The organism is Magnetovibrio blakemorei (genome assembly GCF_001746755.1).
In the GTDB taxonomy this organism is placed as follows: domain Bacteria; phylum Pseudomonadota; class Alphaproteobacteria; order Rhodospirillales; family Magnetovibrionaceae; genus Magnetovibrio; species Magnetovibrio blakemorei.
In genome coordinates, this window is record NZ_MCGG01000042.1 from 32,616 (window position 1) to 48,534 (window position 15,919).

The 15,919-nt window shown below is 52.8% G+C and carries 11 protein-coding genes and 2 tRNA genes; 8 read left to right on the forward strand and 5 right to left on the reverse strand.

The window, feature by feature from the left end; genetic code table 11:
• Positions 1-181: 181 nt before the first annotated feature.
• Positions 182-520: a rhodanese-like domain-containing protein gene (locus tag BEN30_RS11845; protein ID WP_069958544.1), complete on the reverse strand. Its 339-nt coding sequence runs from the start codon at positions 518-520 to the stop codon at positions 182-184.
• 149 nt (positions 521-669) lie between these two features.
• Entirely contained in the window at positions 670-1,320 is a 651-nt protein-coding gene (locus BEN30_RS11850; RefSeq protein ID WP_069958545.1) for a protein-L-isoaspartate O-methyltransferase family protein, read from the reverse strand.
• Positions 1,321-1,726: 406 nt separating this feature from the next.
• Here BEN30_RS11850 and BEN30_RS11860 point away from each other — a divergent pair.
• Positions 1,727-1,800: transfer RNA gene (locus BEN30_RS11860), tRNA-Cys, on the forward strand.
• Positions 1,801-1,829: 29 nt separating this feature from the next.
• Positions 1,830-1,904 (forward strand) — tRNA-Asn (locus BEN30_RS11865).
• Between the two features lie 347 nt (positions 1,905-2,251).
• Here the strand turns inward: BEN30_RS11865 and BEN30_RS11870 are convergent.
• Positions 2,252-3,319: a RelA/SpoT domain-containing protein gene (locus BEN30_RS11870; protein ID WP_084005457.1), complete on the reverse strand. Its 1,068-nt coding sequence runs from the start codon at positions 3,317-3,319 to the stop codon at positions 2,252-2,254.
• Between the two features lie 203 nt (positions 3,320-3,522).
• Positions 3,523-3,861: a hypothetical protein gene (locus tag BEN30_RS11875; protein WP_069958547.1), complete on the reverse strand. Its 339-nt coding sequence runs from the start codon at positions 3,859-3,861 to the stop codon at positions 3,523-3,525.
• Between the two features lie 293 nt (positions 3,862-4,154).
• Here BEN30_RS11875 and BEN30_RS11880 point away from each other — a divergent pair, with 293 nt between their 5' ends.
• From BEN30_RS11880 to BEN30_RS11900, 5 genes are all read left to right on the forward strand, one after another.
• On the forward strand, positions 4,155-5,819 hold the full coding sequence (locus BEN30_RS11880) for a sensor domain-containing diguanylate cyclase (RefSeq protein WP_170827042.1): 1,665 nt from the start codon (positions 4,155-4,157) through the stop codon (positions 5,817-5,819).
• A gap of 131 nt (positions 5,820-5,950) precedes the next feature.
• Positions 5,951-6,397, forward strand: a complete 447-nt coding sequence (locus BEN30_RS11885) for a hypothetical protein (RefSeq protein ID WP_069958549.1) — start codon at positions 5,951-5,953, stop codon at positions 6,395-6,397.
• Between the two features lie 18 nt (positions 6,398-6,415).
• Positions 6,416-8,818, forward strand: coding sequence for a GAF domain-containing protein (locus BEN30_RS11890; protein WP_211563390.1), 2,403 nt, complete (start codon positions 6,416-6,418; stop codon positions 8,816-8,818).
• A gap of 31 nt (positions 8,819-8,849) precedes the next feature.
• Positions 8,850-9,218: a response regulator gene (locus BEN30_RS11895; RefSeq protein WP_069958550.1), complete on the forward strand. Its 369-nt coding sequence runs from the start codon at positions 8,850-8,852 to the stop codon at positions 9,216-9,218.
• 237 nt (positions 9,219-9,455) lie between these two features.
• Complete coding sequence (locus tag BEN30_RS11900; protein ID WP_069958551.1) at positions 9,456-10,670, forward strand: hypothetical protein; 1,215 nt, start codon at positions 9,456-9,458, stop codon at positions 10,668-10,670.
• A 10-nt stretch (positions 10,671-10,680) separates the two neighbouring features.
• Here BEN30_RS11900 and BEN30_RS19115 read toward each other — a convergent pair whose 3' ends face one another.
• Positions 10,681-12,966, reverse strand: coding sequence for a CHASE2 domain-containing protein (locus BEN30_RS19115; protein ID WP_069958552.1), 2,286 nt, complete (start codon positions 12,964-12,966; stop codon positions 10,681-10,683).
• Between the two features lie 506 nt (positions 12,967-13,472).
• Between BEN30_RS19115 and BEN30_RS11910 the strand changes: the two genes are divergently transcribed.
• A complete protein-coding gene (locus tag BEN30_RS11910) occupies positions 13,473-15,917 on the forward strand; it encodes a peptidase domain-containing ABC transporter (RefSeq protein WP_069958553.1) in 2,445 nt (814 codons plus the stop codon).
• Positions 15,918-15,919 lie beyond the last annotated feature (2 nt).

Below are 15,919 nucleotides of genomic sequence, written 5' to 3' on the forward strand. Positions count from 1 at the left end.
TTCTTTTCATATGAATCGAGCTCACGTCGCCTATTGTCCCGTATAGAGGCCAGATAGACAATTATTTTCCGCTATTTTCCATCTATACGAAGTGCGCAAAGACTACACATCGTAAGATGCAAAGACCATAGCTCACAGATATTAACGTTTGATGTGCTCAAAAATGGGATAATTCAGCGCTTTACGCGGCCATCTCTTGATACCGTCGCCACGAGGCCATGCCCCCCGACAACGATTGCGCCGTTGCGAATCCATTTTGGCGCAACCACTGCGCCGCCATCAAAGAACGGCTTCCGTGGGCACAAATGATGACCAAATGGTCGACTTTGGGCAATGCACTTAAGTGCTGCGGCAACTGATTGAGCGGAATATTGGGACAAGCCCCGGTCGGAAACGTGATGGGAGATTGCATGACTTCCCATGGCATCCGCACGTCAATATAAGCGGCGTTTAAGTTTTCCGACCTGATTTTCTGCAGGCCATAGGCGTCGATTTCGAGGGGCAAAGACACGTTGGTCATCGGGGAGCTCCACAAGTATCATCTAACGTCATTGAGACATCGCATTTGGGCTGAGAGGTGTACTTCACCCTCAGTCAAATATTAGATAAATCTTAAGTGTCGCAATTTCAAGTCTTTGAAACGATATTCAACCATTTTGTGGAGAAAATTTAAAAGCTGAAGTGTGCCTTGGCGGCGAATTCCGGCAAAACGGGCACGTTGGCGTCGAACAATTCCGTTTGCGACACAACGCCCTGCACCTTGCTCACCAGCATGGCTTTACCCGTTCCGGCACCCGATTTGATATAAACCAGGCGTCCCCCTTCGGCCAACTGATCGGTCAAGCTGCTGGACAGTTCACCGACGGCACCGTTGATGAAGATAACGTCATAAGGCCCGTGGTCGGGGTTGCCCTTGGTCAAATCGCCTTTCACCAAGGTGACGGTGTCCGCCCCTTGTGTCGCCATGTTTTCAGCGGCCAAACGCTGTAACTCAGGATTCGATTCGACCGCAACAACCGCAGAGGCAATCTTGGAAATCGCCACCGCTTCATATCCTGTCGCCGCCCCAACAACCAGCGCCACGTCGGTATCTTCAATGGCGGCGAATTGCATCAAACGCGCCATAACCATCGGTTCCATCAAGATGCGCCCCGCCCCGACGATCAAATCTTCGTCGATGTAAGCGAGTTTTTTCAAAGCTGCGGGGAGAAAGGATTCGCGCTCCAGCACGTCCAAAACCTCAACGACCAAGGGGTCGGTGACTTTATTGGTGCGGATTTGACCTTCGACCATATTGTGACGGGCGAGCGCGAAGTCCATGGGATAACCCCCTCTATCCAGGGCGCAAATGCGCCGCGTGTGTCTCTTAACATCATCGGTTTTCGGCCCCCCCAGGTCCCAAAACCACCCTATTGCCCGGCACTATAGCCCGAGCACGGCGCGCTGCACAATGGAGATGATTGCATTCTTGCCCGCCCCCTGCCAGTTCCCCTTCCCCAATCGCAAGCGCCTGAATCCCCTTGCATTTCGCCAATAATCCGAGGTTCTGCGCCATGTTACAAAAAAATTCAGAAAAGCCCATTGGGGTGCTTGACCGGGGCGAATGAGCGTTCTATGTTCCAGCGCCTTCGCGAGGAGGGCCAAAGCCTTCATTTGAAGGTGCTGAAGGAGCCCCACGGCTCCCCTTGCAAACCAAACGAAAGCCATGGTTTGCATTGGGCAGGATGGCGCGGTGGCGGAGTGGCTACGCAGCGGCCTGCAAAGCCGTGTACACCGGTTCAAATCCGGTCCGCGCCTCCATCCAACCGCCTCGCAAACGGTACGCTTGATCCGGCGTAGCTCAGTGGTAGAGCAATCGACTGTTAATCGATCGGTCGTAAGTTCGAATCTTACCGCCGGAGCCAATAAAACCCCTGATTTCTTAGATGAAATCAGGGGTTTTCTTTTGACGAATCGCGGGCTTATTTTTTGAGGTAGCACCGAGGGAGCAAAATAAAAACGCCACCCGGTGAGGGTGGCAATGGTGGTTTAGAGTATACCGCTATAAAAAAGATTTTTCTCTCCAGCCCTGCTCCCTTAATTCATCAAGTTTCCTCCCAAAAATGTCATGCGGAACTTTCAACTCATCACTCATAGACAGGATGCCCAGACGCAAAATGATTGTATGTTTCTTAGCCTTGCGAAGCCCGTCTACCTAATAGGCAATCATGGCAAGAAATCCGGATAGAACTAAAAATTGCATTTTATCCATTTATGTCCCTTCAACCATCTGTGTGTTTAAAACCTTGATTGCCAATTTCTCCATTCCCTTATTGATGTATCTGGAAAACTCTTTTGTATCTGAAAAGTAGTTTTTGAATGCTTCACGCATGCTCTCTCTGTTCGCGGCCTGCACCAAAACTACATCCACATACTCATCAGCTTTAGCTTCAAGTTCTGCATATCGCTTCAGTGCCACAACGACCGAATCATAACTTTCAACATCCAAGCTGCGCTTAGAAGTTTTCGGATTAATAGCGAATTGCAATATAGTGTTTTTCTTAAAACGCTTGGGTGCTTGAACCGTTGCTAGATGTTTAAACTTATCCATCAATCCAAGTCGATGGTTCACCCATCTGAACTTAACCATCAATTCACGATCCGACATTTCAGGAAAACATGACGTTTTACCTTCAAATCCACGTGCAATGATCTCGCTTGCCAGTTTAAAAAAGTCACGATACTCCGACTGCGCATCATCGAATTTGATGCGATTAGAAGTAGTCAAATCAGCAACTTCAACAGCGGTCGCCCATGCATGCTGATACCTTGTCCGGTATTGAAGTTCAATGAGCAGGCCGTTCCAATGCGTGCCAGTCTCTGAGTTCACGTCATACTCGTAAACATCATGAATGCCACGATAGCCGCTTGCTTTTGGTCTTTTGATGTAATCGTATTTATCGCCTTTAGGGCCGTTATGCAGCGTGTGCTTCATCCGAGCCTCATGAAGGCTGTTGCGAAAAGCGTGCAATTCACTTTCAGTACGAAAAATAAGGCGGCACCCCGCAATATCATGCATCCGTGCGAGTTTCATCCCCTCTTGGCGCTGTAACTTATCCAAGATCGTCGGCATACGCTTGAGGCGTTGTCCGAAGGTGATCTGCTTACCTCTAGCACGGTTGCGGAGGGTCGATTGGAAGGTATTTAAGACATATGAATGAGATGCGCGATGGTTTTCGATCACGCTTATATCTTGGTCGGTGTGCTCACCTTTACGTACTCGCTTCCCAGACTCATTGACCTGGTTTTTCGTATGCTCGCGTTTGATCCAGTTGACCATAAGTGATTGCTGCCCCCGGCATCGTTTGTTGCTGCATGGGAATAACCTACATCTATGGGTGTATTAAAGAAAGAGCTATCAATCCTGTTCACTATCCATACCCCCCTCTTTCTCCAACAAATCAGCCAACAGAAAGGTGCCCCTTCGACATGGATTGCGTCGTCACGGCGCTTCTCGCAATGACACCGAGGCCCTCCCCCTCTTCACAGCAGCTTTACGGCCACCAGTGCGAGGGCAACGATGATGAGCAAGAAAGAGATCCCCCAGCTTTTCAATACGGCCGACTTGTGGCGCTGTGAGCCGTCTGAGGTGGATTTCTTGGAACCCGGAATCGCTGCCGATTCCCGACGATCGACTTCTGCTTCGGCCAGATCGCGCTTCCAGGCCCGGGCAATGACGTTATCGTCGAGGCGCTTGAGGATGACTTCGGTCGATGTGTGGGACAAAACCTTTTTGAAAGCCGCAACCTCTTCCCGACTGGCCCCTTGAGGAGATGACAGGGAATTTTGAATCTCGGACATCTCGTCGGGGTCAACACCCATGATTACGGTCCCCAATATAGACTTTCACGCTTCGTTCCCCTCCTGATGACCTACAGCCCCAAATAAGGCCAGGTGCTCCGTCAATGGTATAGAACTAAAGCATTGCCGTCATGACAAAAGAATGGAGACGGCGAGGTCTGCCGGAAGGCATACCGATCCCGGTTCCAGCGGTCGCTTGACCTCATCGCGTCACGGAAACTTCACAAAACCTTCCTTTGTCTTATAGCCAACCTTTCCTCTAGCGTGCAGTCGTCAAATGGTCACCGCGTTCTGTGAGTAGACAAATGCGCATTATGTCGAGAATCCCCAATCCTTTTGCATCGCGTTGGAGCTATATCTCCATCGCGGCGGCGGTGCTGATTCTCACAACGTCAGCGGGCGCATTGTACATCGGCTCGAGTGCCATGGGTTTGTTTGGAGACATGCGCAAGACCTGGCAGAACTTCGATCAAGTGTCTGAAATTAAAATCACATATCTAACGCAGATGCACCGCTATTTGGGCTACTCGGGAATGGCGCAGCACTTGAATGACTATTTGCTGCATGGCAAAGAACACCTTTTGGATATACTTGATATCGATCTCGATCAGGCCAAAAACGCCGTCGACAGTTACGGGTTGCTTGATGTCAATGAGGACGAAAAGGCCGCTTTGCATATTTTGCGTACGTTGATCCAAAAGAGCCGCGTGCAAATCCAGGACATCCCCAAGCTGCGTGAAAGAGGCCTAAGCCCGTCGGAAATCGACAAAAAAATTGACCTCTTTCCCCAAGCCGCGACCGCCGCGCTGGATCAATTGCGTATGTCTTGGCGTCAGCAGGCGCAGATCACCAAGCAAACCATGGACGACAACGCCATGGCCGCAGAAAAACTTGTGCATATGAGTTGGGCGTTTATTCCCGTAATGGTCCTGTTTGGCATAACGATCTTTTGGCTGGTCAACAAATTGTGTCGTCAAGTCAGCGCCTATGAAAACGAAAAGGTCGCGCTGGAAAAATCGGAACGTAAATTTCGCGATATGGCGGCCAACGTTCCGGGGGTTATTTTTCAGTGGTATGAACGCAGCGGCGGAGAGCGCGGCTATCTTTACGTCAGCCCCCGCTGCCAAGAGCTTTATGGGGTCAGCCCCGCTGAATTGCAGCGCAACTGGAACGCCCTGTCGATCCATCCGGATGATAAAAAACGCTATATGAAAACGGTCGACGAGGCCTTTAAAAAACGCGCTGAATGGTCTTTTGAAGGACGTTTTCTAACCCCCGGCGGGGAAGAAAAGTGGTGGCGCGGCATTTCAAAGCCGATGCCTGGCAACGATGAAATCACCGTCCATAACGGCGTTATCATCGACATTTCCCTACAAAAAAAGATGGAAGAAGAGCTGCGCTCCTTGGCCACATTGGATGGCTTGACGGGTGCCTACAACCGCCGTCACTTCTTGTACAAAGCCGCGACCGAGGTGCCCAGGTCACAGCGCTACGAACATCCTCTCACTGTGCTGATGATCGATTTGGACCTGTTCAAGCAGGTCAACGACACCTATGGCCACGGCGGGGGGGATGAGGTGTTGCGGCGTTTTGTGGAAATTGTGCGCAAAAGCTTGCGCGGACCCGACGTGCTGGGACGGATCGGCGGAGAAGAATTCGCCTTGATGTTACCGGAAACCAACATTGCGGGGGCCATCACGTTGGCCGAACGCATGCGCACTGACCTGCAAAATACGGCCATTCCGTGGGACAAACGCACCATCAAAGTCACCGCATCCATTGGTATCGCCATGCTGAACAAGGCCGACAAGGACATTCATGACATCTTGGCGCGGGCGGATCGGGCGCTGTATAACGCCAAGGCTGCGGGGCGCAACTGCGTCATGTACTGTGAAGAGCCCATCGAATTACAGGCCCAAGCCACCACAGAACGCTTAGAGTTCGCCTCCCCAACGCCGCGACCGCTTGATGTCAATTAGATATCGCAATTTGTCGCACATACAAGCACATGACAATTTGAATGGCTAACCTTGCGTAATATAAGGATTTGTCGTTAAATCAGAGAAATTGGTTCGCGGGCGCGGGCTGCAAAAGTCATGACGGATCACTTATGGGCGTAACACTTGAAGAAACGGACGAGTTGCTCGTCGCGCAAACGGAAATCCGCCACCTGAAAAACACCATTCAGGCATTGCGCGATGAGATGGAACGCGTGCGCTTTGAAAAGGACGAGGCCGTCTCTGCCGCCGTGTCCGAAGCCAATCAAGAAATCCAGCAATTGCGCGCCACCGCTGGGGCGCTGCGCGATGAGTTGGAAAGCCTGCGCTTTGACAAAGATGAAGCCGTTCACGGCGCCATCAAAGACGGCAAAGACGAAAGCGGCCAATTGCACAAAACCATTCAAGCCATCCGCGACGAAACGGATGCTGTCAAATTCAAATACGAAGATCAAATTGAACAATTAACCCGCGAGGCTCGTGACGAGGCCAAACAACTGCACACCACCATTCAAGCGCTTCGCGATGAACTGGAAGTGCTGAAAAAACAAAACGCTTAAAACTGGGGAATGACCACCATGGCCGACACCACGTCGCCGCAACGCCAACCCAAAACGTCCCGCGCCAGCGTGACCAAAACGCCGCCGAAAAAGAAGCCGGTCAACGGCAAAGCGGCGGCAAAGCCCAAAGCGCGCCCCAAAGCGCGCAACGTCATGCAGTTGAGCGATGCGGAAATTCATCGTCTGCAACGCGCGGACCTGTTGCTGGGCATCTCACGCCACATGGCAGGCATCGAAACACTTGACGAAGTGCTGCGTGAATTGGTCGATATCGTCAGCCGCGAAACCCATGCGGAACGCTCCTCCCTATTCCTCAACGACATGGAAACCGGCGAGCTGTATACCCGCGTCGCACAAGGTTCAAACATCCGCGAAATCCGCATCCTCAACGACAGCGGCATTGCAGGCTGGGTCTTTTCATCGGGCAAAGGCACATTGATTGATGATGCCCATGCCGATGCGCGGTTCAACAAATCCATTGATGAACAAACCGGGTTTCGCACCCGCTCGATCTTGTGCGCGCCCATCAAAACCGTCAAGGGCGACATCATCGGCGTGGTCCAGGCGCTGAACAAAAAGGATGGCCGTCACCACGCCCTTTTCAACAAGGACGATTTGGAATTTTTGCAAGACATTGCCACCCAAGCGGCCGTCGCATTGCAAAGCACGGAATTCGTCGAACGCATGCAAAAGAAGCGCAGCCAGGAAATGGAGTTCCTGGATGTGGTGTCCGATGTAACGTCCGAAATCAACTTGAACGCCTTGCTGGCCAAGGTCATGGGCGAAGCGACGCGGATGTTGAACGCGGAACGCTCCACATTGTTTCTCAATGACGAAAAAACCAACGAACTGTGGTCCATGGTGGGCGCCGGACTGAACGCGCTGGAAATTCGTTTGCCCAATCATTTGGGCATTGCCGGCACCGTGTTCACATCGGCCAAGACCATCAACATCCCCTACGCTTACGCCGATCTGCGCTTTAACCCGGCGTTCGACAAAAAGACCGGGTTTTTCACCCGCTCCATCTTGTGCACGCCGGTGGTCAACAAAGAAGGCAAGTGCATCGGCGTCACCCAGGTGCTGAACAAAAAGGGCGGGCCGTTTTCCGATGAAGACGAGCAACGCCTCAAAGCGTTCACCGCGCAAATTTCCATCGGCCTGGAAAACGCCAAGTTGTTCTCAGACGTTCAGAACATGAAAAACTACAACGAAAGCATGCTGGAAAGTATGTCCAACGCTGTGGTCACCACCGACGAAGACGGCAAGATCGTCACCTGCAACAGGGCCGGTTATCGGATCATGAAGCTGGAAGGCGAAAAGGATGTGATCGGCAAGACCGCAGATGAGTTTTTTGCCGGAGAAAACGACTGGGTTTTGCAAACCATCAAGAAGGTGGGCGAGACAGAGGTTCCCGACATTTTGATGGATGCCGAGTTGACCTTCGGCGAAGAGAAGACCTCTGCCAACGTCACAACGCTACCGTTGATTTCATCCGAAGGCAAAAAGCTGGGCTCGATGATCATGATCGAAGACATCTCGTCTGAAAAACGTATGAAGTCAACCATGAGCCGCTATATGGACCCAGGCTTGGCCGATCAGTTGATGGCGGGTGGCGATGAGTTTTTGGGCGGTCGCAGCGCCGATGCCACGGTGCTGTTTTCCGATATCCGTTCGTTCACCACACTCACCGAAGCCCTGGGGCCGCAAGGCACCGTCGCGCTGCTCAACGAATACTTCACCATCATGGTCGACTGCATCACCGAAGAAGGCGGCATGCTCGACAAATTCATCGGGGATGCCATCATGGCAGCGTTCGGCATTCCGGTTGGTCACGGCGATGATGAAGACCGCGCCATGCGCGCCAGCATTAAAATGCTCACCAGCCTGGCCGACTGGAACAAGGTCCGTGCGGCGCGGGGCGAGATGACCATCGATCACGGTCTAGGGCTGAACACCGGCAACATCGTATCAGGCAACATCGGTTCGCCCAAACGCATGGATTACACCATGATCGGCGACGGCGTGAACTTGGCCGCGCGTTTGGAAAGTGCCTGCAAGCAATACCATGCGCACCTGCTCATTTCTGAATTCACCTACAAAAAGCTCAAAGGCACGTACCGCATCCGCGACATTGACGACGTCATCGTCAAGGGCAAGACCGAACCGGTGGGCGTTTATGAAGTGCTCGACTATCACACCGATGAAACCTTCCCCAACTTGATGGACGGCGTGAACTATTTTTCCGAAGGGCGCAAACATTACCGTGCCGGCAATTGGGACAAGGCCATCATATCGTTCAATGACGTGTTGAAAGCCAACCCCCGAGATGAACTGTCCAACACCTATATCGAACGCTGCACGCACTTGAAGACAGAAAATCCCAAGGACTGGAACGGCGTATGGGTGATGAAGTCTAAGTAATCAAAACAGGGACAGGGTGAAGGACAAGCACATGCAAATCGTACTCGTTGATGATGACCCCGATGTGATCGACCTCATGTCCCTGGCTCTTGAACAAGCGGGACACACGGTCATCACGTCTCCCGCCGGCGCCCCCATTGTTTCGACCTTAAAAGCCGATCCGCCTGACGTCTTGATCACCGATTTGATGATGGCGGAATTGACGGGCCTGGAACTGTGCGAACTTGTGAACACCACTGCCCGCTTGTCGAAGATGAAAATCATCGTCATCTCGGCGCGCACCGACGACCTCTGGAAAGACAAAGCCAAAGACTGCGGCGCGGCGGGCTTCATCGAAAAGCCCATCGACGTCATGACCTTTGCGGCGACCGTCGAAGGTATCGTTTCGGCGAGTACCTAATTCAACCCCACCCTACTTGCTCGTCGCCGTGAACACGCCACGCAAGTCTCACGCTGAGCCACTCTTTTGCTACCCGCTCATCATTCAGGACGGGATAGAGGGTCTTTGCTGACGCCCGTATTGAGCCGGATCTTTACTTTTCTGAAAGTGCTCCGACTAACTCAATTTTACCTTGCGTGCAACTTAACGTTGCCATTATAAGACATACAACAAGCGCAGTGACTTAGGGGAATAAATATGCCGCTAATTGAGTTGTGGAAAAACAACCGAGAGCAAATTGAGCAGTACGCAATTGACCAAATTGTTGCCTTTGCAGGGGGAAAAGAACCTCTCAAGGATGGTAACTCTTGTGCTGCAGAGCTACGAGAGTACTTGTCCAAGATTCCAACCCAAACGTTGGGCATACATGTAGAAAAATGTCTTACGGACTCGTTCAAAGATAGTGGGCTCGTCCTACAGGATATTGTCAACGAGTTGGGGCGACGTCTTGATTATAAAGTGGAAAATGGTCTTTATCAGGGACGGAAAGGGGCTATAGGGTTTGATGGTCTTTGGAAATTGTCCAACGGCCATTCCCTTGTTGTGGAGGTCAAAACGACAGATGCATACCGCATCAATCTTGATACCTTGGCTAATTACAGGATGGGCTTGCTCAATCGGGATCAAATTAGCACAAACTCATCTATTCTCATTGTGGTTGGTCGACAAGACACAGGCGACATTGAAGCTCAGGTGCGAGGTTCACGGCACGCATGGGATATCCGCTTAATAAGTGCGGATGCTTTACTCAGACTGGTTGATCTGAAAGAGAAGACCGATGAGGACGAAACCCTCTCAAAAATTCAAAGCCTATTAGTACCGTTTGAGTACACAAGACTGGATAACATCATTGATGTGGTCTTTGCGACTGCCAAGGATGTTGAGGCTGCGGTGGATAATGAACTGCAAGACGTTGAAGACGTGACCTCAACAAACTGCAGTACTGCGAAAGTCAGCTATGTTCATCAACACACCCCTCAAGCCATAATGACAGATATTAGAAATAAAATTGTTAAAAGCATTTCTGAGCGTGAAGGCGTAAATTTTCTTGCCCACAAACGCTCTTTGTTCTGGTCGCCTGACCATAAAACTCGGGCAATCATTTCCCTTTCCAAGCTTTATGATGGTGGAAACGGATATTACTGGTATGGGTTTCACCCCCAATGGAAAGCCTTTTTAGAATCTGGAGATGTCGGATTTCATGTATTGGGATGTGTAGGTAAGAACTATGCCCTGGCCTTGCCCAGAGAGCTTATCATTGGTGTGCTTGATAGGCTCAATACTTCTGAAAAGGATGGAGCACTTCGCCACTGGCACATCCATATCGAGCATGATGATAATGGAGAACCGTCAATTGTCGTTCATAAGACGGGAGAGAGATTGCCAGTATCCGAGTTTAAATTACCGTTATAACAAGCAAATCCTACTTCGACGTCGCGGTGAACACGCCATCCCAGCCTTCGCCCGGCGGGTTGGCTTCACCGGCGTCAATGCGCTCGTCATAGAGGTCGAAGAACGCATCGTCGATGTCGAAGGGTTCGTGCATGGCACGGCCTTCGGCTGAGGCTAGACGCGCACCGGCCCAATCTTGCGCCCGGTACTTGGCCAGCAGTTCGTCAATCTTGGCTTTGAAAGCCTTGAACTCCGGCGTTACTTCCAGCTCTTCATCGCCCAGCAAACAGAAAATGCGCACGGCTTCGGTCTTGCCCTTCACCTTGATCAAATCAAGTTCGATACACGCCATGCCTTCAACCAGATCGTGGGTTTTGTCACCGATGACGATGCGCACGCCATAAGTTTTCGACTGACCTTCCAAGCGCGAGGCCAGGTTCACGGTGTCACCCAAAACCGAATAGTCGAAGCGCTGGTCTGACCCCATGTTGCCGACGACGCACTCACCGGAGTTGAGGCCGATACCGACTTTCAAAGGAATGTGTTTGCGCCCCTCTTCAATGGCTTCTTGTTCCAGGCGCGCATTCAGCGGGTCCATCTCTTCGAGCATCTTCAATGCGGAACGGCAGCCGTTGCGGGCGTGCTCAGCATCGTCCAGGGGCGCGTTCCAAAAGGCCATGATGCAATCACCCATGTATTTATCGACGGTGCCCTTACGCGCCAAAATCACGTTGGTGAGCGGCGTCAGCAATTTGTTGATGAGCTTGGTCAAGCCTTCGGCATCAAACTGTTCAGAAATGGTCGTAAAGCCACGCACGTCGCAAAACAGCAACGTCATGTCGCGCTTTTGTCCGCCCAGTTTCAACTGGTCTGGGTTTTCGGCAACCACTTTGACCATGTCCGGCGACAGGTACTTGGAAAAGGCCGTGCGGGTTTGGCGCTTGGCGGCTTCTTCTTGGGTGAAGTTGATGTAGGTCAACGTTGAATACAGCAAGAAGGTCGACACCACCGCAAACGTGGCATCCAGCAAAATGCGTTCCTGGGCGAACAAATACCAAGACCCGCCCATGGCGCCGCCCGCCAACACCAAAAAGACCACCAACGAACGGGTCGCACCCAGCAGAGGCGTGAGGATGATCATCAGCAAACCGCCCATCGCAATGAGGATCATCTCCCCACCCTTAATCAGTTGCGGGCGTTGCAGAAATTGATCGGCCGCGACCACGGCACCCATTTTCCGGTCAATCGCCAGGGCATTTTCCACCACCTGGGCGTGAACCTCAACCCCGGGAATCAAGGGGTCGATCGGTGTGGACCGAATATCAAGCAGCCCCACCGCAGAGGTGCCGACAAAAGCAATTTTCCCTGCGACTTTAGAAGGGTCGGCGGTCCCGTTTAAAACATCGGCCGCCGAGACATAAAGGCTCTGGTCGTGTTTGGCGAAATAAGGCCGCACCAGTCCCTTTTCGTTGGTTTCAATTTTCAAGCCCTTGGGTTTGACCTTGCTTTTGGGCGCAACGCCAATGGCGCTGATGCCAAAAGGGTCCACTTCCGCCATCAAGGTGGAGACATGAAAACCGACGCGAATGGCTTCGACCGACAAGGCCGGATACAAAAAGCCTTCGTGCTTCATCACCAACGGCACTTCGCGGATGATGCCGTCCAACGACGGATTCAACGAAAACATGCCGACACCCTGAGCACCTTTTTCAAGCACCGGCAGATTTCGGATCAAAGTCGGAATGTTGGTGAGATAATCCGTTGGCTCCGCCGCCTCTTTGCTTGATTTACGGATCGCCACCGATTTTCTGAACGGCTCACCGGCATTGTTGGGCAGCTGGTCCCAATAGCCTGCTTGCCCCAACACCACATTGGACTTCTTCACAACGGCGCCGAAAAGATCGTCGTTGCTGTCGAGTTGTAAAATCTTATCCCGAACGTCTTGATCAAGCCCCGGCAAGGAGGCCACGACGCCGGCCGGATTCATCCGGTCGGGCTCGGAAAACACAATATCGAAGGCGGTCACGCCGACGCCCATTTTCTGCAGGCTGGCGACCAGCTCCGATACGGTCTTGCGCGACCAGGGCCACTGGCCAATTTCGCGCAGACTGCGTTCATCGATATCAATGATGGTGACAAGGCGGTCTTCAGGCTTCGGAACCACCCGAGGCTTGATTTGTTGATAAATGTCAAAGCTTTTTTCCCGCAAGAACTGAACGGGATACGGATCAAAACGCGAAAGCGCCAGCAATGCCAAGAGCATGCCCAAGCCGACCATGCGGTCGAGGCTAAACGCTTTTTTGAAAAACTTTTTCATTCATATCCGCCCATTTTGCCCCGCAAAAGACCGTCAACGCCCGCAAACAGACGAAAACAACGCAATCAGGAGCAATCTTACGCTTAATTGCCTTCCACTAGAGCGTTTGTACCCGCATCAGGTCAAGACAAAATGACGCAAAAACGCACATCCCGCACTTTATAATAGTTCTTGACATGGAATAAAAATATAAAAACACAAAACCAACCCGTTTTTCTACAAACCCATATGTTAGCTTTGCTACAGAAGCCTTTGTAATCTAAAAATTTATCAGGCGAATTTTACAGTTTTCCTTTACCTCTTGTTAACCCGATTCTATGATGATGCTTGTGGATAAGTGCCCTAGCCCAACACGTCCATTTGCGTAAAGAACCTCAGAATGAGGCGTTTAACATCAAGCACTTGAGCGGAGAAACCGATTGGAACCGACGACAGAAGAGTCGCCCAGAAGCTGGCTAAAACCCTTCTTAAAGCCTCTTACGCCCGTCTTCAAAGAAGTCGTGGCCATGTCGTTCTTTGTCAACTTGCTGGCCATGGCCGTGCCAATTTTCACCATGCAGGTGTACAACCGGGTTGTGGGCAACAACGGTATCAGCACGTTGCAAGGCTTGGTCGTGGGCATGATCTTGGTCATTATTTTCGACTATATCTTGCGCCAATCTCGCGCCCGCATTCTGCAAACCGTAGCACTGCGCGTTGACGTGGATTTGGGCCGTCGCCTGTTTCGCAAAGTTATGCGCGTTCCCTTGCAAACCTTGGAAATTCAGCCATCTGCGTATTGGTCGTCCTTATTTCGCGACGTGGACATGGTTCGCAACACGCTGTCGGGTTCAACCGCGTTGTTGGTCGCCGATTTGCCTTTCGCGCTCTTGTTCCTGGTGGTGATTTTTGTCATCGCCGCTCCGGTTGCTTGGGTATTGCTGGTGATGTTGCCGGTGTTCATGTTCGTCGCCTGGCGGTCGTCCAACGTCATGTCCGAAGCCAGCAGTCAGGAACGCAAATCCACCCAGTCTCGGGATTCACTGGTGGCGGAGATGATTGCCGGTCGCACCACCATCAAAGCCCTGGCGCTGGACCGTTCCATGGAACCGGTGTGGGAAGAAGCGCACGCAGAAAATATCGAAAGCGCTATCACCCGCGGCTCCAAGACCGACGGCTTCTCTAACATTGGCTCTTCATTGGGTCTGTTGACATCTTTGTTGCTGACCACCGTCGGTGCATTGGCCATCATTGACCAACAGCTCACCATGGGCGCGCTGATTGCGACCAACATGCTGTCGGGTCGGATCATGGGTCCGCTCAACCAGTTGGTCGGCACGTGGCGTTTGTATTCCGGCTTTCTGCAAGCGACCGAGCGTCTGGGCAAAGTGTTTACGGGCCCATCAGAACGCGAAGCCAGCGAAATTAAACTGAAGAAGCCCCGCGGTGCGCTGTCCATTGAAAATGTAATCTTTTCCTACAGCCCAGACTTGGCGCCCGTGGTATCAGGCATCACCGTGGACATCGCGCCCGGCGGTGTACATGCCCTGGTGGGACGCAATGGGTCGGGCAAAACCACTTTGCTCAAGCTGATCCAAGGTCTTTATCAGCCGCAAAAAGGCCGCGTCACCATGGACGGCGCAGATATCGCGCAGTTTACCCGCTCCGAGTTGGCTGACTGGCTGGGATATGTACCGCAAGAAAGCGTGTTGTTTGCGGGCACCGTGCGCGACAACATCATCTCGCGCATGCCAAATGCCACCGACGAAGAAGTCATCCAGGCTTCAACCGAAGCGGGTGTGCACCAATTCATCATCGATCTACCGGACGGTTACGCGACCGAAATTGGCGAAGCCGGTGGACGTCTTTCGGGCGGTCAACGCCAACGCATCGCCATCGCCCGCGCCTTGGTCGGCAACCCGCCGGTGGTGTTGCTGGATGAACCATCCTCGAGTTTGGACCGTCATGCGGAAACCGAGCTCAAAAACACCTTGGTCGAAATCGCCAAGACCCGGACCGTGATCATGGTCAGCCATAGCCCGACCTTGCTGTCGGCTTGTGATTTCTTGTACGCGCTTGACCGCGGCAAGCTGGCCCTGTCCGGACCGGCCCGCGAAGTGTTGCCGCGCCTGTTTGGCGGCAAAGCCCCTCCCCCCAAAGGTGACGGCCCCAAAGCGCCGCCCAAAGGCCCCAATGGCGGCCCAGGCGGTGGAAAGCCGAACACGGGATACGAAGCCATCATGGCGAAAGCCGGGGTAAAGTCTGCCGACGCGTCCAGCGCCGCGGCAGCATCGGCATCTCCAGCACCAATGCACACGGCCACCCCGCAAAAGCCCGCCGCGAAGCTCAAAGCCCCGGCTAAATTGACACCGATTGAAAAGGCCGCGCTGGCCCAAGCTTCCGCGACACAAACTCACGCTGCTCAGGCACCCAAGACTGCGGCCGCAGCCAAACCCAAGGTCAAAGCTGCCGCTATGGCGCGCGGGAAAGCCCCCCGCATGGCCAAACCGAAGACCGCAGCGAATTCAACAGGTCCCATTTCATCAAACGCGTCGCAGCCGATTTTGCGCTCTGCCGAGAAAACCGCAAACGCCACCCCTGGCGGTGTTCAAGCAGGGGCCCAATTGCGTTCTGTTACCCCCATTCATAGGACGGTTGGCAAACCCGTTTCCGCGCCGTCTTCGCTTGCCACGCCAGCCTTGCGTGGTGCACGGAGCATCCGCGCACGGGCCAACCTGGACCTGCAACCAACGCAGAAATCCGCGGTCTCCCAAAACAGCGCAGAGCACGTCAAAGCCAAGATCAAAGCCGGAGCCGCCCTGCGCCCCACGACCAAATCGATTCTCAACACTTGGGCAGAGGGTGGTATTCCCGCCCCGTCCACCCCACGTAAAGGGACAACGAACCGGGGAACAGGTGCACGGACACGCTCGACCCCAACCCTGCGTCTCAAGGGTCCGGTGGGAGAATAAAC

Bases quoted from the DNA above. Each gene is read 5' to 3' on its own strand.
- BEN30_RS11845 (WP_069958544.1), bottom strand. From the start codon at position 520: ATGACCAACGTGTCTTTGCCCCTCGAAATCGACGCCTATGGCCTGCAG.
- BEN30_RS11850 (WP_069958545.1), bottom strand. From the start codon at position 1,320: ATGGACTTCGCGCTCGCCCGTCACAATATGGTCGAAGGTCAAATCCGC.
- BEN30_RS11870 (WP_084005457.1), bottom strand. From the start codon at position 3,319: ATGGTCAACTGGATCAAACGCGAGCATACGAAAAACCAGGTCAATGAG.
- BEN30_RS11875 (WP_069958547.1), bottom strand. From the start codon at position 3,861: ATGGGTGTTGACCCCGACGAGATGTCCGAGATTCAAAATTCCCTGTCA.
- BEN30_RS11880 (WP_170827042.1), top strand. From the start codon at position 4,155: ATGTCGAGAATCCCCAATCCTTTTGCATCGCGTTGGAGCTATATCTCC.
- BEN30_RS11885 (WP_069958549.1), top strand. From the start codon at position 5,951: ATGGGCGTAACACTTGAAGAAACGGACGAGTTGCTCGTCGCGCAAACG.
- BEN30_RS11890 (WP_211563390.1), top strand. From the start codon at position 6,416: ATGGCCGACACCACGTCGCCGCAACGCCAACCCAAAACGTCCCGCGCC.
- BEN30_RS11895 (WP_069958550.1), top strand. From the start codon at position 8,850: ATGCAAATCGTACTCGTTGATGATGACCCCGATGTGATCGACCTCATG.
- BEN30_RS11900 (WP_069958551.1), top strand. From the start codon at position 9,456: ATGCCGCTAATTGAGTTGTGGAAAAACAACCGAGAGCAAATTGAGCAG.
- BEN30_RS19115 (WP_069958552.1), bottom strand. From the start codon at position 12,966: ATGAAAAAGTTTTTCAAAAAAGCGTTTAGCCTCGACCGCATGGTCGGC.
- BEN30_RS11910 (WP_069958553.1), top strand. From the start codon at position 13,473: ATGTCGTTCTTTGTCAACTTGCTGGCCATGGCCGTGCCAATTTTCACC.